The sequence below is a fragment of the Butyrivibrio hungatei genome, assembly GCF_001858005.1.
Lineage (GTDB): Bacteria > Bacillota > Clostridia > Lachnospirales > Lachnospiraceae > Butyrivibrio > Butyrivibrio hungatei.
Map to the genome: position 1 here is coordinate 372,806 of NZ_CP017831.1, position 23,408 is coordinate 396,213.

General features: G+C 42.4%; 21 protein-coding genes. 17 read left to right on the forward strand and 4 right to left on the reverse strand.

What is annotated here, in order from left to right:
• Window position 1 precedes the first annotated feature (1 nt).
• A complete protein-coding gene (locus bhn_RS02175) occupies window positions 2-646 on the reverse strand; it encodes an SDR family NAD(P)-dependent oxidoreductase (protein WP_071175154.1) in 645 nt (214 codons plus the stop codon).
• Window positions 647-773: 127 nt separating this feature from the next.
• Here bhn_RS02175 and bhn_RS16005 point away from each other — a divergent pair, with 127 nt between their 5' ends.
• The 5 genes from bhn_RS16005 (at window position 774) to bhn_RS02195 (ending at window position 3,744) form a co-directional block, all read left to right on the forward strand.
• On the forward strand, window positions 774-905 hold the full coding sequence (locus bhn_RS16005) for a hypothetical protein (protein ID WP_257786646.1): 132 nt from the start codon (window positions 774-776) through the stop codon (window positions 903-905).
• Window positions 906-924: 19 nt separating this feature from the next.
• Window positions 925-1,572 carry an MBL fold metallo-hydrolase gene (locus tag bhn_RS02180; protein ID WP_071175155.1) on the forward strand — a complete coding sequence of 216 codons (648 nt, stop codon included), beginning with the start codon at window positions 925-927 and terminating at the stop codon, window positions 1,570-1,572.
• 171 nt (window positions 1,573-1,743) lie between these two features.
• Window positions 1,744-2,607, forward strand: a complete 864-nt coding sequence (locus bhn_RS02185; RefSeq protein ID WP_083385634.1) for a bifunctional hydroxymethylpyrimidine kinase/phosphomethylpyrimidine kinase — start codon at window positions 1,744-1,746, stop codon at window positions 2,605-2,607.
• 1 nt (window position 2,608) lies between these two features.
• Entirely contained in the window at window positions 2,609-3,136 is a 528-nt protein-coding gene (locus tag bhn_RS02190) for a TIGR04002 family protein (protein ID WP_071175156.1), read from the forward strand.
• An 11-nt stretch (window positions 3,137-3,147) separates the two neighbouring features.
• Window positions 3,148-3,744: a TIGR04100 family radical SAM protein gene (locus bhn_RS02195; RefSeq protein ID WP_071175157.1), complete on the forward strand. Its 597-nt coding sequence runs from the start codon at window positions 3,148-3,150 to the stop codon at window positions 3,742-3,744.
• A 36-nt stretch (window positions 3,745-3,780) separates the two neighbouring features.
• On the opposite strand, the gene bhn_RS02200 is transcribed toward bhn_RS02195, so the two are convergent.
• A complete protein-coding gene (locus bhn_RS02200) occupies window positions 3,781-4,929 on the reverse strand; it encodes an ATP-binding protein (protein ID WP_071175158.1) in 1,149 nt (382 codons plus the stop codon).
• 203 nt (window positions 4,930-5,132) lie between these two features.
• On the opposite strand from bhn_RS02200, the gene bhn_RS02205 reads away from it, so the two are divergent.
• The 5 genes from bhn_RS02205 to bhn_RS02225 all read left to right on the forward strand — a co-directional run bounded on the left by bhn_RS02205 (window position 5,133) and on the right by bhn_RS02225 (window position 10,467).
• The gene (locus bhn_RS02205; protein WP_071175159.1) at window positions 5,133-5,660 is read left to right on the forward strand and encodes an NUDIX domain-containing protein; all 528 of its coding nucleotides are present in this window, start codon (window positions 5,133-5,135) and stop codon (window positions 5,658-5,660) included.
• Between the two features lie 17 nt (window positions 5,661-5,677).
• On the forward strand, window positions 5,678-5,965 hold the full coding sequence (locus bhn_RS02210) for a Nif11-like leader peptide family natural product precursor (protein WP_071177399.1): 288 nt from the start codon (window positions 5,678-5,680) through the stop codon (window positions 5,963-5,965).
• Between the two features lie 29 nt (window positions 5,966-5,994).
• The gene (locus bhn_RS02215; RefSeq protein WP_071175160.1) at window positions 5,995-6,996 is read left to right on the forward strand and encodes a hypothetical protein; all 1,002 of its coding nucleotides are present in this window, start codon (window positions 5,995-5,997) and stop codon (window positions 6,994-6,996) included.
• A gap of 140 nt (window positions 6,997-7,136) precedes the next feature.
• Window positions 7,137-8,909, forward strand: coding sequence for an MATE family efflux transporter (locus bhn_RS02220; RefSeq protein ID WP_071175161.1), 1,773 nt, complete (start codon window positions 7,137-7,139; stop codon window positions 8,907-8,909).
• Between the two features lies 1 nt (window position 8,910).
• Window positions 8,911-10,467 carry a PP2C family protein-serine/threonine phosphatase gene (locus bhn_RS02225; RefSeq protein WP_071175162.1) on the forward strand — a complete coding sequence of 519 codons (1,557 nt, stop codon included), beginning with the start codon at window positions 8,911-8,913 and terminating at the stop codon, window positions 10,465-10,467.
• On the opposite strand, the gene bhn_RS02230 is transcribed toward bhn_RS02225, so the two are convergent.
• Window positions 10,453-12,129, reverse strand: a complete 1,677-nt coding sequence (locus bhn_RS02230; RefSeq protein ID WP_071175163.1) for a hypothetical protein — start codon at window positions 12,127-12,129, stop codon at window positions 10,453-10,455. The genes bhn_RS02225 and bhn_RS02230 overlap by 15 nt on opposite strands.
• 480 nt (window positions 12,130-12,609) lie before the next feature.
• Here bhn_RS02230 and bhn_RS02235 point away from each other — a divergent pair, with 480 nt between their 5' ends.
• From bhn_RS02235 to bhn_RS02250, 4 genes are all read left to right on the forward strand, one after another.
• Window positions 12,610-13,014: a (deoxy)nucleoside triphosphate pyrophosphohydrolase gene (locus bhn_RS02235; protein WP_071175164.1), complete on the forward strand. Its 405-nt coding sequence runs from the start codon at window positions 12,610-12,612 to the stop codon at window positions 13,012-13,014.
• A 541-nt stretch (window positions 13,015-13,555) separates the two neighbouring features.
• Window positions 13,556-14,251 (forward strand): polyphosphate polymerase domain-containing protein, encoded by a 696-nt coding sequence (locus bhn_RS02240; protein WP_236845952.1) that lies wholly within the window; start codon window positions 13,556-13,558, stop codon window positions 14,249-14,251.
• A 33-nt stretch (window positions 14,252-14,284) separates the two neighbouring features.
• Complete coding sequence (locus bhn_RS02245) at window positions 14,285-14,956, forward strand: DUF4956 domain-containing protein (protein WP_071175166.1); 672 nt, start codon at window positions 14,285-14,287, stop codon at window positions 14,954-14,956.
• A gap of 10 nt (window positions 14,957-14,966) precedes the next feature.
• The gene (locus tag bhn_RS02250) at window positions 14,967-16,574 is read left to right on the forward strand and encodes a CotH kinase family protein (protein ID WP_071175167.1); all 1,608 of its coding nucleotides are present in this window, start codon (window positions 14,967-14,969) and stop codon (window positions 16,572-16,574) included.
• Between the two features lie 70 nt (window positions 16,575-16,644).
• On the opposite strand, the gene bhn_RS02255 is transcribed toward bhn_RS02250, so the two are convergent.
• Window positions 16,645-16,860 (reverse strand): hypothetical protein, encoded by a 216-nt coding sequence (locus bhn_RS02255; RefSeq protein WP_071175168.1) that lies wholly within the window; start codon window positions 16,858-16,860, stop codon window positions 16,645-16,647.
• A gap of 188 nt (window positions 16,861-17,048) precedes the next feature.
• On the opposite strand from bhn_RS02255, the gene bhn_RS02260 reads away from it, so the two are divergent.
• The 3 genes from bhn_RS02260 (at window position 17,049) to bhn_RS02270 (ending at window position 23,335) form a co-directional block, all read left to right on the forward strand.
• Window positions 17,049-19,193 carry a M13 family metallopeptidase gene (locus tag bhn_RS02260; RefSeq protein ID WP_071175169.1) on the forward strand — a complete coding sequence of 715 codons (2,145 nt, stop codon included), beginning with the start codon at window positions 17,049-17,051 and terminating at the stop codon, window positions 19,191-19,193.
• Between the two features lie 109 nt (window positions 19,194-19,302).
• On the forward strand, window positions 19,303-22,458 hold the full coding sequence (locus bhn_RS02265) for a toll/interleukin-1 receptor domain-containing protein (RefSeq protein ID WP_071175170.1): 3,156 nt from the start codon (window positions 19,303-19,305) through the stop codon (window positions 22,456-22,458).
• 106 nt (window positions 22,459-22,564) lie between these two features.
• Entirely contained in the window at window positions 22,565-23,335 is a 771-nt protein-coding gene (locus bhn_RS02270; protein ID WP_071175171.1) for a histidinol-phosphatase, read from the forward strand.
• Window positions 23,336-23,408: the final 73 nt, after the last annotated feature.

A 23,408-nucleotide genomic window follows, 5' to 3' on the forward strand; every position in this document is an offset into this window, starting at 1 on the left:
CTTACCATATGAAGTTGGACTTTAGCTGTTCGCCGTTATCCACGAGAATATCCTGACCAGTCATGCTCTTATTGACGTTGGTCAGAAAATATGAGAAATCAGCGATCTCTTCTGCTGACGCCCATCTGTGAAGTAAGGTCTCATCAAGGCACTGCTCCATGAGGCTTGGATCATCCATGATGTGGGCGTTAAGAGGCGTGTACACACCGCCTGCAGAGATGCTGTTAGAAGTTGCACCGTATTTCGCCAGTCGAAGTGCGGTGTTTTTCATATATGTAACTACGCCGCCTTTACTTGCTGCGTATTCTGGGAATTCTGCACCATTTGAAGCGCTTGATGAAGCCATGAAAAGAACTGAGTGTATAGCATCCTGAAACGCATATTTCTCAGTGACTTTGATGGTTGCTTTGAGGTTGATGTCAATAACGTCAGGCCCTTCCTGGATTCCTGCGTTATTGATGATAACGTTTACCCCTTGGATATCAGGGAGTTCTTTTGCTATATCAACGATCATGTGAGTGTAGCCTTGAGCAGTAAACTCGCTTTCTGCCACATCAAATCCAATGACTTCGTGTCCCATCTCTATGTATTTTTTTGCGCATGCAAGCCCGATTCCGCGGCTTGTTCCGGTTATTAGAATTTTCATGGTTATAGTATAGCATAAATGAGCCCTAGGGACGGAGGTTAGGGCTCATTATTTGGCAGATGAGCCACAACCTCCGTCCCTAGGGCTCATTTTTGTGCCGAAATCTGGTATTATAAATTAGGGAAGTATGGAATATAAAGAAATAAATCTTGCTAGAAACATGTCATTTATGATCAAAGCATTTGCTGACGCCAAAGAAAAATACGGACTTCCTGAAGTTGAAAGAGGTTCATTTACAAGCTTTGGCGATGGCAAATAAATCCTGAAAGGAGCTCTGAATGATAGATAATATCGAGGTTTTCACACATAGTAGCATTAGGATAAAAAGTGACGCTGGGGTGATCTATGCAGATCCATTCCAGATAAAGGAAGACTATCATGACGCTGACTACGTTCTCATAACTCATCAGCACTACGATCATTTCTCTATTAAGGATATCCGCAAGGTCATAAAGCCAGAGACAATCCTCATTGTTCCTGCCAAGATGGAGGATGATGCAAGAGAGCTTTCTCGCGAAGTTAAGGAGATTGTAGCGCTTAGTCCAAATGAGAACAGAAATGTTGCCGGTCTTGAGCTGGAGGCAGTTCCTGCCTACAACACGCTTAAGCCATTTCATCCCAAGCGCGCAGAGTGGCTTGGATATATTGTGATCACTAATGGTAAGCGCATTTACATTGCCGGAGATACAGGTGCCAACAAGGATATCAGCAAGGTTAAGTGTGACATAGCTCTTTTACCAATTGGCGGAACATACACTATGGATGCCAAAAGAGCTGCTGACCTCATCAACACCATCAGACCAGAGTACGCGATTCCTACCCATTACGGAAATATCATTGGCAAAAAGACAGATGGCAAAGCATTTGCAGCTATGGTGCAGAGCCCTATCAAGGTAGTTGAGAAGATACAGTATTTTAAAGGATGACAAAAATGAGCCCTAGGGACGGAGGTTATGGCTCACCTACAAAAAAATGAGCCCTAACCTCCGTCCCTAGGGCTCATTTTTTTGTGCCGAAATCTGGTATTATAAAAAACTTTGATTCTGTATATTTATATATCATCAGATATAAAGTAAAGTATCCATTAAATAATTTAGATGTTGGGAGAGACAGATATCATGAGGGTTGCAGCAATCAATGATTTGTCAGGCTTTGGAAAATGTTCGCTTATGGCGGACATAGGTGTGTTATCAGCCATGGGAATTGAGGTTTGTCCGGTGCCAACTGCTGTGTTGTCGGCTCAGACAGGATTTCCGGATTTTCATTTATTTGATACCTCTACTCTAATAGAAGAGTGCAAAGAAGACTGGCTCAAGATGGGAGCTAGGTTCGACAGCATCATCACAGGGTATATTCCACATGAAAGAGACGCGGACGACATAATCTCTTTTGTTAAGGCATTCAAAGTAGATGGCACCAGTCTTTTGGTGGATCCAGTTATGGGAGATGGCGGAAGATTCTACTCAAACTATTCAGATGAGATGCTTAGAAAGGTTAAGCTCTTGGCTACTACGGCAGATATTATTACGCCAAATCTTACGGAACTTTGCATCCTTGCAGGTTTTGATGCAGGTAAGGCAAAAGAGCTTGAGGCTATCGAAGATCAGGATCAGATGATCCAGGAAGTTATAGGGATTGCAGAAAAGGTCAGAACGAGCAAGGCTCAGAACATTGTAGTAACAGGCATTCACAAAGGTGACCACGAGCTATGTAACCTTGTTGTGAGTGGAGATGGTAATGAGGTAGTAGAGTGCAAGACCAATGGCAAGAGCTACTCGGGGACAGGAGATCTTTTTGCGGCAACGCTTCTAGGCTATATATTAAAGGGCAAAAACACTATAGATGCAGTGAAACTTACTACAGAGTTCATTAGTAGCGCAATTGAGGCTACAGGTGATAAAGACAGGAACTACGGAGTTGATTTTGAAAAGGTTTTAGGATACTTAAGCGGAGGAGACTAACATGAACAAGACATTCAAAGACTCAAAAGTAAGACTGATAACCATGACAGGGCTCATGGCTGCAATGACAACTATCTTTACAGCTTACATTTTTCACGTTCCGGTTGGAACAAATGGCGGCTACATTCACTTTGGCGACTCTATCATTTATCTTGCAGCGGCTATGCTTCCAATGCCATACGCAATGCTGGTTGGAGCCCTTGGCGGTGGAATAGCAGATCTTTTAACTGCTCCTATGTGGATGATCCCTACAGTTATCATCAAGATGCTGATAGTGATTCCTTTCTCAAGCCGCAGGAATACTATTATGAGCAAAAGAAATCTGATAGCGCCTATCATCTCTTTCTTTATTTCAGCTACTGGCTACTATATCGCAGAGGCAATCCTCTTTGGAACAGAAACAGCGATACTTTCAGCGTTTTCAGGAAGCTTTATCCAGTCTGGAGGAAGTGCACTTTTCTTTTACCTGGCTGCAGCTGCCTTTGACAGGGCAGGAGTTAAAAGAAATCTATTTCAGTTTGAAGGTTAAGGAGAAGAATCATGGCAGATATCTTGTACAAATATAAAGACTCAGTTTACGCAAACATTACAAATAAGTGCAATTGCAGTTGTACCTTCTGCATTCGCTCGCTTAAAGACGGCGTTGGAAGTGCAGATACTCTGTGGCATCAGCAAAATCCCACAACTGATGAGGTTCTTAATGCTATCAGAAATTATGATTTTGAAGGCTTTGATGAACTTGTTTTTTGCGGTTATGGCGAGCCTACCTGTGCTTTGGAGACTCTTTTAGCAGCAGCCAAGGTTGCCAAGGAGGAAAAGAACTTAAGAACAAGGCTCAACACCAATGGACTTGGTAATGAAGAGAACGGCAGGAACATCGTGCCGGAGATAGCTAAGGTCATAGATGCCGTATCCATCAGCCTTAATGCTCCTGACAGCAAGAAATATTCAGAAGTTACCCGTCCAAAGTACGATGGGGCTTTTGATAAAATGGTGGATTTTGCCACAAAGTGCAAGGAAGAAATCAAAGACGTAAAGTGGTCTATAGTAGATGTGCTTCCAGAGGAGGACATCGCAAAATGCAAGGCCCTTTCTGAAAGCACAGGAATAAAGCTCCGTATTCGTCATTTCACATGAAATGAGCCCTAGGGACGGAGGTTAGAGCTCATTTTATTAATATTCATCAAGGAAATTGATTCGTTTACCTTTTTTCTTGTAGGTGATTACCGTATCAATATTTACGTTCTCCATACTCTTGAAGATGTTCGCCTCCACGAATGGATTGGTCTTTTTGAGCTCAGCAATGAGCTTTTTGGTCTCAAGTCGTTTTGAAGCTGTAGTGCCATCCTCGTGGCAGGTTGAACATGTTTCTGTGAAGTGGCATGCACACTGGAGGAAATGTAGGTTGTTGTAGTCTCTCCACGCGCAGATGTCGCTTTCTCTAATCAGGTAAAGAGGTCTGATAAGCTCCATGCCTTCGAAGTTTGTGCTGTGAAGCTTTGGCATCATAGTCTGGATCTGGCCTCCATATAGCATTCCCATAAGTACAGTTTCGATAACATCGTCGAAATGATGGCCAAGTGCGATCTTGTTGCAGCCCAGCTCTTTTGCCTTGCTGTAAAGGTATCCGCGGCGCATTCTGGCGCAGAGGTAGCAAGGGCTCTTTTCAATAGTATCTACAGTATCAAAGATAGTGCTCTCAAAAATAGTAGCAGGGATGCCAAGGGCCTTGCAGTTAGCCTCGATGAGCTCTCTGTTCTCCTTGTTGTAGCCTGGGTCCATAACGAGGAAGGTAATCTTGAAGCTGACCTGTCTGTGCTTCTGGATTTCCTGAAAGAGCTTGGCCATGAGCATAGAGTCTTTGCCGCCTGAGATGCACACTGCGATGTGGTCACCCTCGTTTATGAGCTTGTAGGTCTTGCAGGCTTTTGCGAATGGGGTAAAGAGCTGCTTATGGAATTTCTTCTGGATGCTTTCCTCAGCTTTTTTCTGTTTGCCTTCAGTATCCATCTTATTAAGCTCAGCCTGAAGGTATGCCATATATCCGCCGGCAAGACTGTAGCAGTCTCTATCCTTGACGCTTGCGTATGTATCAAGCTCTAGGTCCTGAGTCTTTTTGCCGATCTGACAGAACATGATGATCTTCTTGTCAGCTGGGATCTCGGATATCTGTGAGTTATTTTCTTCATTTAACTCTTCAGGACTTATGACCTTGGCACCTGGAATCGTGCCGTAGTTTGTGAGATCCTCGCTGCGGACATCTATCAGCGCATAGGATTTCTTTGGGAGCTTTTGAAGTTCTTCAAGGGTTATCTCTTTCATTTCTTTCCTCTAAGTAAATACAAAAATCATTAACAAATAGAAATAGCTTAACTGTATAAGTGCGACATGTCAACATGGTGGCGAGTGAGCCCTAGGGACGGAGGTTGTGGCTCATTTTTGTGAAAATGAGCCATAACCTCCGTCCCTAGGGCTCATTTTGTGGTATAGTATTAAAAACTAGCGACATCGAAAGAAGAAACCGCATGGAATTCGTAGATATATTTGATAAAGAGGGGCGCCTGATCAGGGAGGACGTCCCAAAGCATGATGAAAAAAGACCTGGCGAATTTAGAAAACACGTCCTTATAATGATGAAGACAAGCGACAGCCCAGCTCCAGGACAGGGCGAAGGAATGTACGTTGTGCAGCAGAGATCTCTCAAAGCCAAGTACTACGCTGGTAAGTGGGATATGACTGGCGGAGGAGTAAGGAGCGGAGAAACACCTCTAGAAGCTGCCTGCAGAGAGGTTCAGGAAGAGCTTTCCATAGCTCTTTTACCAGAGCAGCTGAAACTGGCGTTTGAAAGTAGCGTAGAGTGGGACGACGGAACAGGGCTCTTCGTATACACATTTATGTGCAGAGTGGATGTGCCGGCGGATGGCTTTAAATTCGACACTTATGAAGTTAATGATGTGAAGGTTATGCCGTTTCATGAGTTTTACGACCATGTCATGGATCACAACGACGAGGATTTTGGTCAGGGACTTGTGAGAATTGAGAATACACTTTAATGCATAAGGAGGCGACTATGGAAATTACTGAAATGTTGGAACAACTGATAGAGAAGGCAAAGACAAACAGCGACTTAAAAGAAAAGCTACTAAACACCAGGAATTCTGCCAATCCTATTGCTGATTTCTGCGATCTCGCGACCAAAGAGGGCTTTCCTATGAGTGTGATGGACATAGTCAACCAGGGCGAGGAATTCTACGCAGAGATCAAGCGTAGCACCAATGGCGGCGGCGAGAACTCACCAGACCTGGACTTCCAGAATGATGAGTATTCTATTTTTATGATGAGGTTAAAAGAACTGTAATATATAGGAAAAGGAGTTTATAAAAGGAAATGAAAAAGAAAACTATTGGGATCATTCTTGCGGGAATGATGATAATGACGGCGTGTGGTAATGCGGGAAAGGCAGAGCCAGAGGGACTATCAGAAGGAAGAACTGAAAGTAGCGAAGAGGCTAGTAGTGTGGAGGAAAGCACAGAGGAAAGTTCTGTGGTGGAAGAAGATTCCGCAAACAACAAGTTTGCTCAGAAAGCAGTAGAAAAATCCGGAAAGACAATTGAAGATGTCCGCGACATTATCTCAAAGGATTTTGATGGTGACGGCAAGGAAGAAGCCTTCGTATTTATAGGTAATGAGCCTGATGAAGAATTTGGTGAATGTACAGGAACACTTTGGTTTGTTTCAGATGACAAGTGCGAAGAAGCTTTGCCTGAAGAATATGTTGTTTACCATGATGGTAAGGTTCTTAATGAGATTACAACAGAAGATAAGATCTTTGTTGAAATAAACAAGAACTATACAACTAGCGCAGTTTCATACCTCTTTTACGTTGATGGCGGTGAGTGCCATGAATCCATTGTGTCTGGCCTTGGTTCATTCTATGAGCCTGATTATGTGGATGATTACTGCATTTCAATGAGTGCCTATGATGTTTATTTTGAATATGAAGAGGGCAAGGAAGATGAGGCCATGATCACAGGCCACTCCTGGAAGAACTACTACTTCTACTATGACAAGGCAGCAGGCGATTTTGCAGAGTTTGAGGCTACTGAGATCACAGAACAAGAGCTTAACGAGGCTGTTGGAACAGACCTTGCTTCAGAGATCAGAGCAGAAGGCTACGATATTGATAATATCATCAAAAGAGATAATGGCATCATCAACGTCAACTATTCAAAGACAACAAAGAACGATGATGGAACTATTTTAAAAGAATGTAAGAACATTACCTACCTTACTAAGGAAGGCAGATATTTTGATGTCTGGGGCACAGGCGAAGAGACCTGGCAGAATTCAGACTTTGGAGGTATCTATGACGTAATGCTCACGAAGTGAAAAAAGTGAGCCCCAGGGACGGAGGTTGTGGCTCATTTTTGCAAAAATGAGCCCTAACCTCCGTCCCTAGGGCTCATTTACTATCGCCACACCGTCAAAATAAATGCTATAATATGTATATATTTTGAGGGGACGGTGCAATGCAGGAACATAAAGCTAATGCTAAGATGGTCACTTCACTGATGATGCGACTTCTTCCGATACAGATCCTGTTCGCAGCAGTGGGTACAGTCAACGGAATAGTTTCCAGTTATTTTGCAGCCAACTTTGTAGGCATAGATGCCATGGGTGCTGTAGGTTTGTACGGCCCTTTGAATCTTATAATATCAGCATGCAGTACCATCCTTTTGGGTGGTTCTGCATTTCTATGTGGAAAATACATGGGACAGAATGAGCAGCACAAGGTAAACAACATCTTTACCTTAGACGTCGTTCTGTCTGTTTTTTTGTCTCTGGCGATCATCACTGTGCTTTTGTTTCTGGCGGCCTTTGACCTGACTTTTATCTTTACAAAAGATATTTCAGTAAGAGCGATCTTCAACACATACATTCTAGGTCAGGCTATAGGCATCATTCCTTTTATACTAGGTAATCAGCTAACTGTTTTTCTCTCTCTTGAAAACAGACAGAGAGTATCTGTTGTAGCCAGTATTTCTTTTATCATCGTGAATCTCATCTTGAATTACATATTTGTACGTGTGCTCCACATGGAAGCTTTCGGACTAGCCCTTGCTTCGTCCCTTGGAATGTGGGTGTTCTGCCTGCTGGAAGCCAGTCACTTTGCATTCGGCGCCTCCTACATGAAATTTAACATGAGGGAGTTTGATCTGGATGAGTTAAAAGACATTATTCTCATCGGAATTCCAAGTGCAGAGGAAAGCGCATTTCACTCAGTAAGGGGCTTTATCATCAACGGCCTTCTTACAACCTATGTGGGAAGCATCGGAATCTCAGCATTTGCAGCGGTTAATAACCTGCTGACTGTGTTCATGGCAATACCTGCCGGAATGATCGCAGTATCAAGGCTTCTCATAAGCGTTGCCATAGGTGAAGACGACAGGCAGACGCTGACGGATATCATGAGGGGAATGTTTAGAAGATACATCCCTATCATGTGCGGAATCTCTGTATTTATCATTGTTTTGGCTGAGCCCTTTGCATCACTTTTTTACAAAGATCCTGCGGATCCAGTTTACATGATGACTGTCTGGGGATTTAGGATCGTTCCACTCAGCATGCCTTTTAGCCTTATCATCATGCATTTCATTTGCTATGTCCATGCTGTTGATAGGCACGTGATACTACATATCTTAAATGTTCTTGACGGTTTTTTGTGCGTATCGCTGTTCACAGTTCTTTTGATAAAGAGCCTTGGAATGAATAGTGTGTACATAGCCTATGTCCTAAGCGGCGTGGTTACGACCTTCGTGATCTGCGTGTATCCACTGGTGGTGAAGGGAACGATTCCACGGCATTTGGAGGAATTCCTCGCAATGCCTGATGAATTCGGGACTTCCAGTCATGACAGGATGGACATTTCACTTAAGAAGATGGAGGATGTCCCTCTTGTTGCCGAGAAGATCCAGAATTTCTGCAGGGGGAGAGGAGTTGATAAAAAGAGATCCTATATTGCTGGACTTTCCATGGAAGAGATGGCAGGAAATGTTGTGCGGCACGGCTTTACTAATGATAAGAGGCAACATTCCGTGGATGTCCGTGTGGTTCACAAAAATGACGACATCATACTGAGAATAAAGGATGATTGCGTTGCTTTTGACCCGAGGGAGCGTCAGTTCCTTGCAGAAGATGAAGATATTACAAAAAACATCGGGATCAGAATGGTATTTAAGATAGCAGAAGAGGTGAAGTACCAGAATCTACTTGGAATAAATGTGTTAACAGTGAGGATATGATATGAATCTACTTTCAAAGAGACAAAAAAGAAGAGCAATAATAGCAACGTTTGTCTATTTCTTTATGATATTGATCAGTGCTCAGCTGATCTACATAAGAGGGCTGACAAATCTAAAGCCTATCTACATCCTGAACATTGGATGCGACATGTTCGGAATGCTCATGGGCTACGTTCTTTTCATATGCTGCCTTATTGATGTACAAAAGACAGGAAGCAACTTAAAGTGGCTTTTGTGCCTGATAAATGTAGCTTATTTGGGAGTTTTTAGCGATTCAGTAGCCTGGCTTGTAGACGGCGTTGTGAAATACAGATGGCTTAATTATGTAGATAACTTTCTTTATTACTGCTGCGCACCCTTTGAGGCTTTCTTTTTCTGGATGTACACAAGAACATACTTAGAGCTTGATAAGAAAAGTGTCAAAGCACTGGATATTCTTGCGAGAGTTGGACTTTTTCTTGCCATTTTTTTCCGGGTCATAAATCAGTTTAATGGAATGTACTATACTATCACGCCAGAATCCATCTACCAAAGAAGCGCATTATACCCTATGTCCATGATCTATTCCTTTGTTACCATGATAGGAACTCTTACTGTGGTGGTGATAGAACGAAAGAATCTTCAGAAGTATCAGATCGTCGCTTTCTTTGTATATGGCCTTGGACCTCTGGTGATATCTATCATAACATCCCCGGCCTACGGGCTTTCTATCATTGCCAGCGTCATTATGCTGGTGATACTTGTGATGTACGGTGTTCTGAACCTAATCCAGGGCAGAGAAAAAGCTGTGGCAGACAGGGACTTATCCCTTGCAAAGAGCATCCAGGAAAATGTGTTGCCTAGAGTCTTTCCACCATTTCCGGATAGGGAGGAGTTTTCCCTTTATGGCTCTATGACTCCTGCAAAAGAGGTCGGCGGGGATTTCTACGATTTTTATCTTATTGATGATGATCATCTGGCTATCACTATGGCTGATGTTTCCGGTAAAGGCGTGCCGGCAGCTCTTTTCATGATGATCGCCAAGATTATCATAAAGACTCAGACTCTGAATTCAACAGACTTAGATCCCAATACGATCCTTGGAAATGTGAACAATCAACTCTGCGAAGGCAATATTCTAGAGATGTTTGTAACGGTGTGGCATGGAATCCTTACAATATCTACAGGTGAGCTGGTCTATTCAAATGCTGGTCACGAGTATCCAGCTCTCAAGAGGCGAGCAGGCAAGTTTGAACTGGTAAAAGAGAAGCATTCTCCGCCAGTTGCAACTCTTGAAGGCATTAGATTCAAGGGCGGCAAGATCAATCTGTATGAAGGCGACGTGATCTTCCTCTACACCGATGGCGTGACGGAAGCTACTAATATAGGAAAAGAGCTGTTCGGAGAAGAAAGACTCCTAACAGCCCTTAATGAAAATCTTGATAAATCTGTTGAAGATATTGATAAGAACGTGCGCACGAGTATTGATCACTTCGTCAAGGATGCACCTCAGTTTGATGATATTACTATGCTGGCACTTCAGTATCATGGAGTGGCAAAAGGCTCATCTGACTCCTAAGGCGCCGCTGAGTTCTTCGAAGCTTATGCTACCGTGGACCTCTTTAAATTCGAGAGATTCAAGTCGTTCAATTTCAGCTTTGATCTCTTCTGTTGTCATGTCCTTGCCGGTTAAATTAGTGTAGTATTCGCCATATGGCTCAGTGTAGTCATCAGACATTTCTTCGTCTTCTGAAGGAGCACCGTCGCCATCAGTATCCTGAAACCAAATATACTTGGCGCATAAATCTTCTTCAAGCTCATCATCTTCCCGAATTGACATGAAAGTTTCGTACTGAATGGCACCTGCATAGTCATAGTTTGTATTGTGAAAAACATTTTTGCGTGGAGAATAGTAGTATCCAGCATTTCCCATGGCACCATAGGTCCAGTGGTGCATGTAGCAGTGAGCATGTCCGTTTTTGAAGGTGTAGAGTGAAACATAATAACCGTCTTTGCCTGCCACAAGTTCAGGAATGTCGTCATCATCCACATATATAAGATCAAAGGTTACATCGTCGCTACCAATGTGATAGAGGTTAGCAATCTGTTCGTAAGCATCTTCGTAATGACCAAAGGTGCAGTCTGTGTTGTCTCCCATGAGGAATGATTTGATCTGGGGAATAGATACGCTATCGCCGTACTGCTCTTCAATCTTTTCTGGGACATCATAGAAGTCTTCATAACTTCCACCAGGCACTGATTCTGCAAGGATTATGTTTGTTCCAAAGTCTGTCTCTCCGATCATCGCTATATCTTTTACCCCATCAGCATTGAAGTCGAAGAATCCAACAGCGTTTAACTTCTTGAAATATCCCCAGTTGTCGCCGCGGGAAGTGAAAGTGCTTAAGCTTGTAATAAGCTTACCGTCTTTGACTATCGCTATACCTACACCATTTTGGGCATCTCCAGGATATGAGATAAAGCGAACAGGTCCTTCACCAGGAACAAGCTCTACATCGAAGGTTTGATTTGGATTACAGTTTTCTTCCCACTGTATGGAGTTTGATCTTACGATAATGCTGTCGCCATCCTTTGTTAGGTTTATGATCCTATCAGAGTTATAGCCGTAATGGTCAGGCTGGTCAGTAGTGAATCTGAGAGAGTATTCGGTTCCACTCTTTTCACCAGATACGCAAGTGAAAAAGATAGGCTCTTCCATTTCAAACTTTTCTATATAGTATGAGTCGTATTGCTCAAGGTATCTCCAGGTAAAAGAGTTATTTCCTGCATCAAAGCTTTCACCTGTATGTGACTTGGCGTATGAATCAAGGTCTTTTTTGGAAATGCGCCATAAATTTGCATAAAGACGCTCCTGATTTTCTTCTTTGACGAATGCGTCTATCTCATCCTGAGAAATGTTAGTGTCTATAATGCCGCCGCCGGATTCAAGAACTACGTCCCAATCAAGCTCAGATGGATCGTTAAAAGGCTTCTTGAGAAAGCCAATGTATTCTGGAGTTGAAAATAAATCGTTGAACTCATTCATCTCGTCTTCAGAGATGGGCTCAGCGTTTGCCATGGAATCACGTGAGTCACTGTTGTTTGAGTTTTCAGCAGATGTTTCTGCTGAGTTACCAGCTGTTGACTCAAATATATTGTCAGGGTCTGAACCTGCGTCTTTGCCGCAGGCAGTCAGAACTAGGATTGTTGTTAATAAGGGGATTAAAAATTTTCTTTTCATTTTAGTGCTTCTTTCTTTATATAATGCAAAAATTAACGAGTTGACTGTACCTTAGCACAATACTGGGGACGTGTAAATCTATTTGACGCCAATTATAGGTAATGTTAGTATATTTATGTGAGTGCTACCGGTAGACGGTTAGCCCATCATTGATTGGTAGTGAAATAACCGCTCAACTTACCAGGCTGGGGCGGTTATTTTTGTGTCTTGGAATCATGCCTACCAAACATGTAACCAAGACTAAAAAAAGTCGCACACAGTGCAAGCACTGCAATGAGGTCACTGATTGTTAGTGGCATAAGCAAGTACCTCCAACAAAGATTTCTCATACGAGATTTCTATGATAAACAGAGGTCACAGTCCTCTGGAAGAGGACTAACCGCCTACCGTTGCTACAGGTAGCACGGTCACAATTATATCGAACATACATTCGATAGTCAATAAATGAATTATCATTGATAGTTGTGGGGAAAATGAATAATGAAGATAGTGAATGTTGTAGCAGCAGTTATCTGCGATAATTATGATAACAAGAAAAAGATATTCGCTACTCAGCGAGGATACGGTGAGTACAAGGATGGCTGGGAATTTCCTGGGGGAAAGATAGAGAAAGGTGAAACACCGGAGGAAGCGCTGGTTCGCGAGATCAAGGAAGAACTTGGCGCTGAGATTAGTGTTCACGACTTGATTGATATTGTGGACTATGATTATGAAACATTTCATTTGCATATGCTTTGTTTCTGGGCGACGGTAGCTTCTGGAGAACTCAAACTTTTAGAACATGAAGCCGCTAAGTGGCTAGGCTTCGACGAACTGAATACAGTGGATTGGCTTCCAGCAGATTTGGAGCTGATAGATAAGATAAAGGAAGAGACCTGTAACTGAGTTACGGGTCTTTTTTTACGCTTATTTCTCGCTTGCCTTTGGACTCTGATTACCTGCAAATTAAATAAAACTTGCGTTGCAGGTAACGAAACCGGGTCATAGTAGCCTCCCGGAGTCGTAATCTTTACCTGCATGTTCAGAAAAGCTTGCGTTGCAGGTAACGAAATCGGGTCATAGTAGCCTCCCGATGTCGTAATCATTACCTGCAAATTAAGGAAAACTTGCGTTGCAGGTAATGAAACAGGGGCACAACACCCTCCCGGAGACACAATCTTTACCTGCAAATTAAGGAAAACTTGCGTTGCAGGTAACGAAAACGGGGCACAACACCCTACAGGAGACACAATCTTTACCTGCAAATAAAATAAAACTTGCGTTGCAGGTAGCGAAAACGGGTCATAGTAGCCTCCCACTCCAAAAAAATGAGCCCTAACCTCCGTCCCTAGGGCTCACTTTTTTATTCTTCTTTTAGTTTGCTTTTAGGTTGGTTTAAGGTTCATTCCATAGAATGAGCTACAGCAAAGGCAGAAGGGAGACGAAAGTGAAATACAGGCACGAACTTAAGCATGAGATCACAACTGCAGACATGATTGCGATCCGCCAGAGACTAAGAGCGGTGGCGCAGGCAGATACTCATGCAATTGATGGAAAGTATCTGATAAGAAGCTTGTACTTTGATACGCCGGAAGATAAAGCACTTGTTGAAAAACAAGCAGGCGTAAGCAGAAGACAGAAGTTCAGAATCAGATATTACAACGGCAACAGATCCGTAATACATCTTGAAAAGAAGTGTAAAGTAGGCGATCTTGGAACAAAGATATCAGCAAACCTTACAGATACTCAGGCCCAGTCAATTGTAGGTGGCGACATTGAGTGGATGCAGCATAGTGACAATGAACTAATAAAAGAGCTTTATTCCAAAATGACAGCAGACAGGCTAAAGCCAAGAGTTATCGTTGATTACACCAGAGAGCCATTCATCTATGCTCCGGGTAATGTTCGAGTGACACTTGATTATAACATCAGGACAGGCCTTAACAACACGGACTTTTTAAATACTGAATGCGTTACGATCCCTGCAGCTATGGGCGTTTGCATTATGGAAGTTAAGTGGGACGAATTTTTACCGGAGATCATCAGAGACGCTGTCCAATTGCCCCATGCAAGAGTCGGCTCTTTTTCCAAATATGAAGCCTGCAGGCAACCGCGAATAGAGCATGGATACGGAGAATATTGAAAAGAAAATTAAAAGAAAATAGGAGAATGAAAAATGACCTTTAATGACATCTTTAAATCAAGTTTTTTGGAAAATGTAACTAGTATAAGTGTGTTAGACATGGTATTGGCCATGGTTTTAGCCTTTGCAATCGGACTGTTTATCTTCTTTGTCTACAAAAAGACATACCAGGGAGTAATGTACTCTTCCAGCTTTGGCGTAACTTTAGTAGCACTCACAATGATCACAACACTCGTAATCCTGGCTGTTACCAGCAACGTAGTTCTTTCACTTGGTATGGTCGGTGCCCTCTCAATCGTTCGTTTCAGGGCTGCGATAAAAGAACCTTTGGACATCGCGTTCCTGTTTTGGTCAATCGCAGTTGGTATCGTACTTGCAGCTGGAATGATCCCTCTTGCAGTATTTGGCAGCGTGATCATCGGAGCAATCTTACTTATCTTTGTTAATAAAAAGAGCTATCTCATGCCTTACATCATCGTGATCAATTGCGTAGATCATGAGGCAGAAGTAGAAGCATGTAACTATATCAAAAAGAGAGTAAACCGCATGGTTGTTAAGAGCAAGAGCGCTCAGAAGGGCAACCTTGAACTTAACCTGGAAGTAAGACTTAAGGAAGACAACACAGATTTTGTAAATGACCTTGCTGATATGAAGGGCGTAAACAACGCAGTTCTTGTTAGCTACAACGGAGAATACATGGGATAAGGAGAAATCTATGTCCACACACAAGCTAATAGATAAGGTTTGTATTTTTGTTATTATATTCGCTGTTCTTGCGACAGTTCTTTTCATGAATGGCTCTGCCATCGGTATTACAGCTGACGACTCGGTGGAGATGGGATATGAGGAGCTTTTGTTTGATGACAGCTACGTGCATACCATCGACATCGAGATTGATGACTGGGATAGTTTCCTTGAAACAGCAACTTCTGAAGAGTACTCAGCGGCCAACGTGACAATTGATGGTGAGACAGTTTACAACGTTGGTATCAGAGGTAAGGGAAACACGTCGCTTTCGACGGTAGAACAGCTTGATAGTGACAGATACAGCTTCAAAATTGAATTTGACTGCTACGAGTCCAGCAATACATATCACGGACTTGATAAGTTGTGCCTCAACAACTTGATCCAGGACTATACCATGATGAAGGATTATCTTGCATACAAGCTTATGGGTGAGTTTGGCGTAGATGCGCCACTTGTAAGCTATGTTTACATCACAGTTAACGGCGAAGACTGGGGATTATATCTTGCAGTTGAAGCAGTTGAGGATTCTTTCCTTGAAAGAAATAATGGAACAAATTACGGAAATCTCTACAAGCCTGATACTTTGAGTATGGGCGGTGGCCGAGGAAACGGCAGAGATTTTGACATGAATGACGTGGACTCTAGTGATATGCCGGAAGGTTTTGGTAAAAAGCCAGGCGATCGCTCAGGTGAGTTGCCAGGGAAGGACCAAGAAGAACATGGTGGAATGGGCAGTGACGATTCCAAACTCAAATATATAGATGATGACATTGACAGCTACTCAAATATTTTTGATAGCGCCAAGACTAACATCAAGAAGTCAGATAAAAAGAGACTTATAAACTCTCTTAAGACTCTAAGTGAAGGTATAGAGGAACAGGATGCCGACAAGATTGCAGAAGCTGTTGATGTAGACGCAGTTATGAGATATATGGTAGTGCATAACTTCCTTGTAAACGGTGATAGCTACACAGGTTCCATGATTCACAACTATTATTTGTACGAGGAAGATGGCTTGCTTTCTATGATTCCTTGGGATTACAACTTGGCTTATGGAACATTCCAGGGGCAGGATGCTGACGGAGCGGTTAATGATCCTATAGACACACCTCTTTCAGTTTCTGAGGATAGTGATGACAGGCCTATGTTCTCATGGATCACCTCCTGTGATGAGTACACAGAGATGTATCACGAGTACTACGCAGATTTCCTTGAGCAGTTCTATACTAGTGGGTATTTACAGGACCTTATCGAATCTACCTATGACATGATCTCTGAATATGTAGAAAAAGACCCAACTAAGTTCTGCACAACAGAGGAATTCGAAACTGCAGTTGAGACAATGAAAACATTTGTAGAGCTTCGCTGTCAGAGTATTTCTGGCCAGCTTGATGGAACCATAGGTTCCACAGATGCAGAGCAGGAGGAAAATCCTGACGCTCTGATAGATGCTTCATCAATAACTCTTTCCGACATGGGATCCATGGGCGGCGGAATGGGCGGTGGCCCAGGACAAGGCGATGGTGAGCATAGTGGTCCACCAAGCGGTGACCCTGATCAAAATAGTGACGGCTAAAATATAAATGAGTTCTAGGCAGGACGCCTAGGACTCATTTTTATTGAAAGATAGATAAAAAGTACAGTATTTAGTTCCGTGCAGAATTGGCTGCTGCTGATTCCATTACGACCTCTGTTTCACCTTCCTCTAAATTTACAGTGATGACAGGTCTTGGTATCTCATCTGCGGTATTCTTTATGAACTGCGCAACATTCGGGTTTTTAGCATAAAGAACTATCAGTGCACATGCTATCATTATTAACGCCAATATTGCATACATTAATTTTGAAATGATTTTTTCCATAAGCTCCTTCTCCTAAAAAAAATGATTTCAATTTTGCGGTAAAGACATATTAGCACCTGACAATAAAAAAACTGTAAATACGGAATAATAAATTTATTATTTTCTTCTTACTTTTTAGCATTTATAATAGCTATAATTGTTACAAAAAATGTTATGAAAAGCGTTTCGGAAAATGAGGAGAAGAAAAAATGAAGAAAAAAGCGTTAAGTGTACTTTTGACTACTTGCATGATGACTTCTCTCCTGGCAGGATGTGGGGCAAAGACTGAGCCACAGACAGCAGGAGATGGTGCATCACTTGAAGCAAGTGAAAGTGCTGAGGATTCATCAGAATCTGCATCTGAAGCAGAGGATGAGAGCGAAGATGGAGCTACAAAGGGTCAGGGAGGAACTCCTTGGGTAAACTCAGAGCTTAAGTCAAACGTAACTGCAGATACAGTTGTAGACCCAAAGGATGATTTTCATCTTTATGCAAATAAGGACTGGATCCTTGAGAACGATATTCCAGATGGTTACACACAGTGGAGCCATTACGCAGAGCGTGGTCTTGAAGTAAAGAACCAGTGTATGGAGCTCTTAAAGGATGAGACTATTGAAGGCCACGATGCTGAACTTGTTCGTACATACAACAGTCTGATCCTTGATTGGGAGTCAAGAAATAAGCTTGGTGTCACAGAACTTCAGGAAGGCTATGACAAGATCGTAGCAGTAAAGAGTCTTGAGGATGTTACAAAGCTTTTAACAGATGAAGAAACAGTTTACGACTACTACAATTTTGTAAACTTCGGCGCAGGCGTCGGCCTCAACGACCCTGAGACCAATATCGTTATTGTGGACACACCAGATCTTTTACTTAGTGATTCCGCTGAGTACTCTGAGAGAACAGATTACGGCGACATGTACTACGGCTATAGAAAAGACATGTTTGTATACATGGCTCAGAAGTTTGGTATGTCAGAGGATGAGGCAAACAAGTGCTTTGATCAGGCTTTTGATTTTGAGACTAAGCTTGCTTCTAAGATCTACAGCACAAACGATATGTATGCTGATGATTATTATGACAAGATCAACAACGAAATGTCTTTTGATGATGCTTCAGCTTGTAGCAAGACATTTCCATTAAAGGAGATCCTTACAGCGTCAGGTTATGTATATGACGGACCATACCTTGTTACAACACCAGACTACTTCTCATATCTTGATGAGATCTACACTGAAGAAAATATTGAAGCCATCAAGTCACTTTTGATCGTTAAGTACATTCTTCCTTTCTCAACAAGTGTTGATAAAGAGACTTATGATAAAAAGAATGAGCTTGTAGCCCAGTATTTTGGCATGAGTGGAACAGTAAGTGATGAAGAGATGGCTTATGACAGCGTTATTGATTCACTTCCTGATTCAATGCAGATCGTTTACATCGAGAAGTATGGTTCAGAAGAAGATAGACAGAAGATGACAGAGCTGTGTCAGATGGTCATCGACACATACAGAGAGCTTCTTTCCGAGAATGAATGGGCTTCAGATGAAGTTAAAAACTATGCTATCGAGAAACTTGATAACATCACTATACATGCAGCTTATCCTGACAAGTTCAACGATACAACAGGTATCGACCTGACAGATTGCTCACTTATCGAGGCAGACACCAGGATTGCTAATCATAATATTGAAGAAAATATTAAACTCATGGGACAGAAGGTTGATCATGAGAAATGGGCTGATGGAATGGCTGTTACAGACTGTAATGCCTTCTACAATCCAAGCGATAACAGTATCAACATGATCATCGGTATGATGGGTGAACCTTTCTATTCAAGTGATATGAGCGTAGAAGAACTCTATGCTTCAATCGGTGCTTTCTGGGTTGGACACGAAATCTCACACGCATTTGACAGCAATGGAGCACAGTTTGATGCTGAAGGTTACTACAGAGACTGGTGGACAGAAGCTGACAAAGAAGAGTTCCAGAAGCGCGTTGGTAAGATGGATGACTATCTTGATACTATCGTAGCCTTTGGCGATGACCATTTCATCGGCTCTAATATTGACACAGAGATGGTTGCCGATATGACAGGTCTTCAGTGTGCACTTAGAATGGCTTCCAAGGTAGAAGGTTTCGACTACCAGAAGTTCTTTATCAAATACGCACAGATGAACGCATCTATCGCAACCTACAGCGATGAATTCAGCCAGCTTACACAGGATGCACATCCTCTTAACTACTCAAGAACTAACGTACCGGTTCAGCAGTTCGACGAGTTCTACGAAGCCTTCGATGTCAAGGAAGGTGACAATATGTATCTTGCACCAGAGGATAGACTCATCATCTGGTAACGAGGAAAAAATGAGCCCTAGGGAGGTCGGTTAGGGCTCATTTTTTTGAAAGTGAGCCACAACCTCCGTCCCTAGGGCTCATTTCGGGAAAAGGAAAGAAATTGGGAAAATGAGTACACATTACAACGCATTTATTTCATACAAGCATGCGGACCTTGATAATAAGGTTGCGGCAATGATCGAAAAGGACCTGGAGCACTATCACATTCCAGCCAGGATCCAGAAAAAGACAGGCATAAAGAAGATTGAGAGAATATTCAGAGATACTGATGAGCTCCCTATTACAAGTGACCTTAGTGCCACAATTGAAGAGGCTCTTGCAAACTCTGATCATCTTATTGTTCTTTGCTCTACTAACACCTGCAAATCAACCTGGGTTGAGAGGGAAATCCAGCTCTTTTTACAGAATCACTCAAGAGATAACATCTTTACAGTTGTTGCGGATGGAGAACCAAATGAAGTTATTCCGCAGATTCTTTTATCAAGAGAGGTGCAGATCACTGACGTAAATGGCGAGATCAGGACTGTGACAGAGAAGGTTGAGCCACTTGCCTGCGATTACAGACTCCAGAGAAAAGATGTTAAGGCAACGGAGGTTCCAAGGCTTGTTTCAGCCATGATCGGCTGTTCATACAACGAACTTATGGACAGGCAGCGCCAGTACAAGATGAAGAGGCTCACTGCTATCTTTGCTGCTTCCATGGCTCTTTTCATAGGCTTTGGTGCTTACATGATCTACAGCAACCACAGGATCAACGAAAACTATATCAATGCCTTAAACAATGAGTCTAAGTTCCTGGCAAACGAGTCTGAGAAGTACATGAATGATGAGCAGAGGCTCAAGGCTTTGTGGCTTGCTCTTGCTGCGCTTCCAAATGAGAAAACCCCTGACAGACCGGTAATCCCCGAGGCAGAAAAGGCTATAACCAAGGCTACAAGAGCCTATGTTGCAAATGACGGTTCAGCTAATATTACTGCAACCTGGAACTATACCATGCCAGATACGATCACTGATTTCCAGATGTCTTTTGACGGATCTGCATGTGCTGCCATTGATGCATCAAATAATGTGAGGGTGTGGAATCACGGCAGTCACGAGCTTGTGTATGAGTACAGCAGCGTTGATGATGGCGCCAAGCATATTGAATTCCTGGATAAAGACATACTGATGATCACGGGCTATCAGTTTGTCATGGCTGTAAATACTTCTGATGGCTCTGAAATGTGGAGGCATGAGAAACTTAGTGACGAGTGGATTTCGAACACCATCCGTGACGAATTTCAGGTTATGAAGGATGGGTCGGTCATGGTAGCTACTGATTCTGACGGACTCTACAAGCTTGATATCAACACAGGTACAATTCTTGATGTTTACACTATTCCTACAGAAAGTGATGACTATAGGAGCATCGCTTTTGCAGGATTCCAATTCAGTGAGGATGGCTCCAAGTTGTCGTTTTTCACAAGTTTTAAAACGGGAACTCCTGATTGCCTTGTGGTCTGCGACATGAAGACAGGAGATCTTACCTACTTAGACTGCGCTGCAGAAGGGTATCTTCCTGATGGATATTATTTCCTTAAGAGCAAGTGGATCGGCAATGACACCATTGTATTTGCTACCACAAGAGGCATGGGAGAAACTAATTACAGTTATGAAAATAAAAATGTGATTTCAACAAATAAATTGGGAATATTCTGCATAAACGCAGATGACTTATCACTGCGATGGCAGGATGTGTTTGCCGAGAATTCTTTTGCCTATGACTCAGAATTTACAACTATAGACGATGTGAACGGCGTGCTGTTCTATGCCGGCAACATCATCAGCATTTGGGACAGGACTACTGGCGAACTTTTAGAATCCTACAACACTAATTCGCCTATCACAAATATGCAGTGGCTAAGTGCAAAAGAGAGCTATCCAATGTTTTTTACCCATGATGGTGGATACATTGACCTTAACAGCGGTGACGCGGCTTATGAACTTTTGCCTAATGATGATTCGCTGATCATAAGCTACTATTTCGCTGATGGTATGGATAAAGCTATAGCCAACCGCGGGGCTTATGTTCATAAAGAGGGAAGTAATGAGCTTATCTTTTACTCTGTAAAAGCTTATGATGATGATATTCGTTTTTTAAAAGATTCACCTTCATACCTGGCTTATGATAATAACATCGAATATGGATGCAGCGAAGAATATCTCTCTATTTTTTCATCAAATGGTGGAAAAGACAGTGTGTCAATTTTTGATCTAAGTTCTATGAGTTTCATGAATCAGGTTGAGATTGGCAATGAGGATAGTCTCTATGGCTATGAGCTTGTTGGCTATGAGAATGGCTATACTTATCTGACAGATTCTTCTGGTAAGGGATTTGACCTTTTGGAGATTAACAATGCTACAGGGGAGCTTACAAGGACCACTCTTCTTGATGAAACATATGATTGCAAAGCAGTTATGGGAGACGGAGAGATCTTTTACTATGTAGGAGACGCTATTAATGGACCAGCTCTTTATAGCTATGATCTCGAGAAAAGAGTGGCTAAGGGCTACGGCGTTGACACTGATAGTTATTCCAAAAACGTCATTGAGTTTGATAAAGAAAATGACATTGTTTTTTGCGGCGGAGATGTGGACCAGATCTTGAACCTTAAGCGTAGAGACAAAAAAACAAAGGTGATAGAACATAGTGGCGAATGGGCTGAGACAGTTAAGGCTGTCATTGATCCAGAGAGCAGGAAGATAGTCACTACTGATGATCACATGATCGAGATATTTGATCTTGAAGGCAATTCACTTCAGAGGATCAACTGTATCGAAGTTGAAGTTCAGGGAATGTATGTCTTTTCCAGGGACGATACATCACCAAAAGAGCTGCTGGTGATGTATGCTAATGGAGAGCTATACCGCTACGACTATGAAACTGGCGAATTTATTGCCAAGACAAACCTTGAAAATGCTTCAAAATTTGCATCACAGGCAGCGTTCTATCATGATAAAGACAAGAATCTTCTATTTGTTCAAGCTGGTATGGTGACTCATATGATCGAACTTGAGAGCTGGATCGAGCTTGCTGCAATAAATGGCGGAATGGGTTACAATGCGCAAAATGATGCTTTTATTGTAATGTCTGAGGTTGAAGATTATGAAAAGAAGGTTGGATTCTATAGAAGATATTCTACAGAACAGTTAATAGAAAAAGGAAACAAGCTCCTTGAGGGCACTGAGATCAGCGAGGAGTTCAAGCAGCAGTACGGGCTATAAAGAGTTTTTGAGCCCTAGGGACGGAGGTTAGAGCTCATTTTTGGGAAAATGAGCTCTAACCTCCGTCCCTAGGGCTCGCCACGACAGAAAGGACAGACAAAAAGAGATGCTGGCAAATTATCACACACACACCGTTAGGTGTAATCATGCAGTAGGAACAGAGCGGAAATATGTAGAAAGAGCTATAGAGAAGGGCTTTAAGATACTTGGATTTTCAGATCACACGCCTCAGCCCTATGAGACATTCTATGAATCAAGTACCAGAATGAAAATGGCTGAGCTTCCAGATTATACTCAGACGCTTGTTGATCTTCGTGAGGAATACAAGGATCAGATCAAGATCCTTATAGGCTACGAAGTCGAGTATTTTAGAGATTACTTTGATCCTCTTATGGAAGAACTTAGGAAATATCCGCTTGATTATATCATTCAGGGACAGCACAACGTTCCGGATGAACCTAATGGAAATTATGTTGGATTTCAGACTGATGATGAGATGGTTCTCGCCAGCTATGTTGATCATTGCATCGAGGGCATGGAAACAGGTCTTTTCCTGTATCTTGCTCATCCTGACCTTATTAATTTTGTTGGCAATGAGAAGCTTTACATGAATCAGATGGAGAGACTTGTTGACGCTGCAGTCAGCCTTGATCAGCCTCTTGAAGTTAATGTCTACGGCTTTATTGACCATAGGAATTATCCTAGTGACCGCTTTTTCCAGATGGCCTCTGAGAAGGGTGCGAGATTTGTAGTGGGCTGCGATGCCCATGCTCCTCAAGTTATTCAGCAGATTGAGGATATCCCTGGCTTTGCGGAGTTTTTGAATAGAAATAAGATCGTCATCGGGGATAATGTGCTGGAGATGAAGGAAATTTGATGTGAATTCCCGGCTGCTTGCGACTTGAAGGAGATTTGATATGAATTCCCGGCTGTTTGCGACTTGAAGGCAA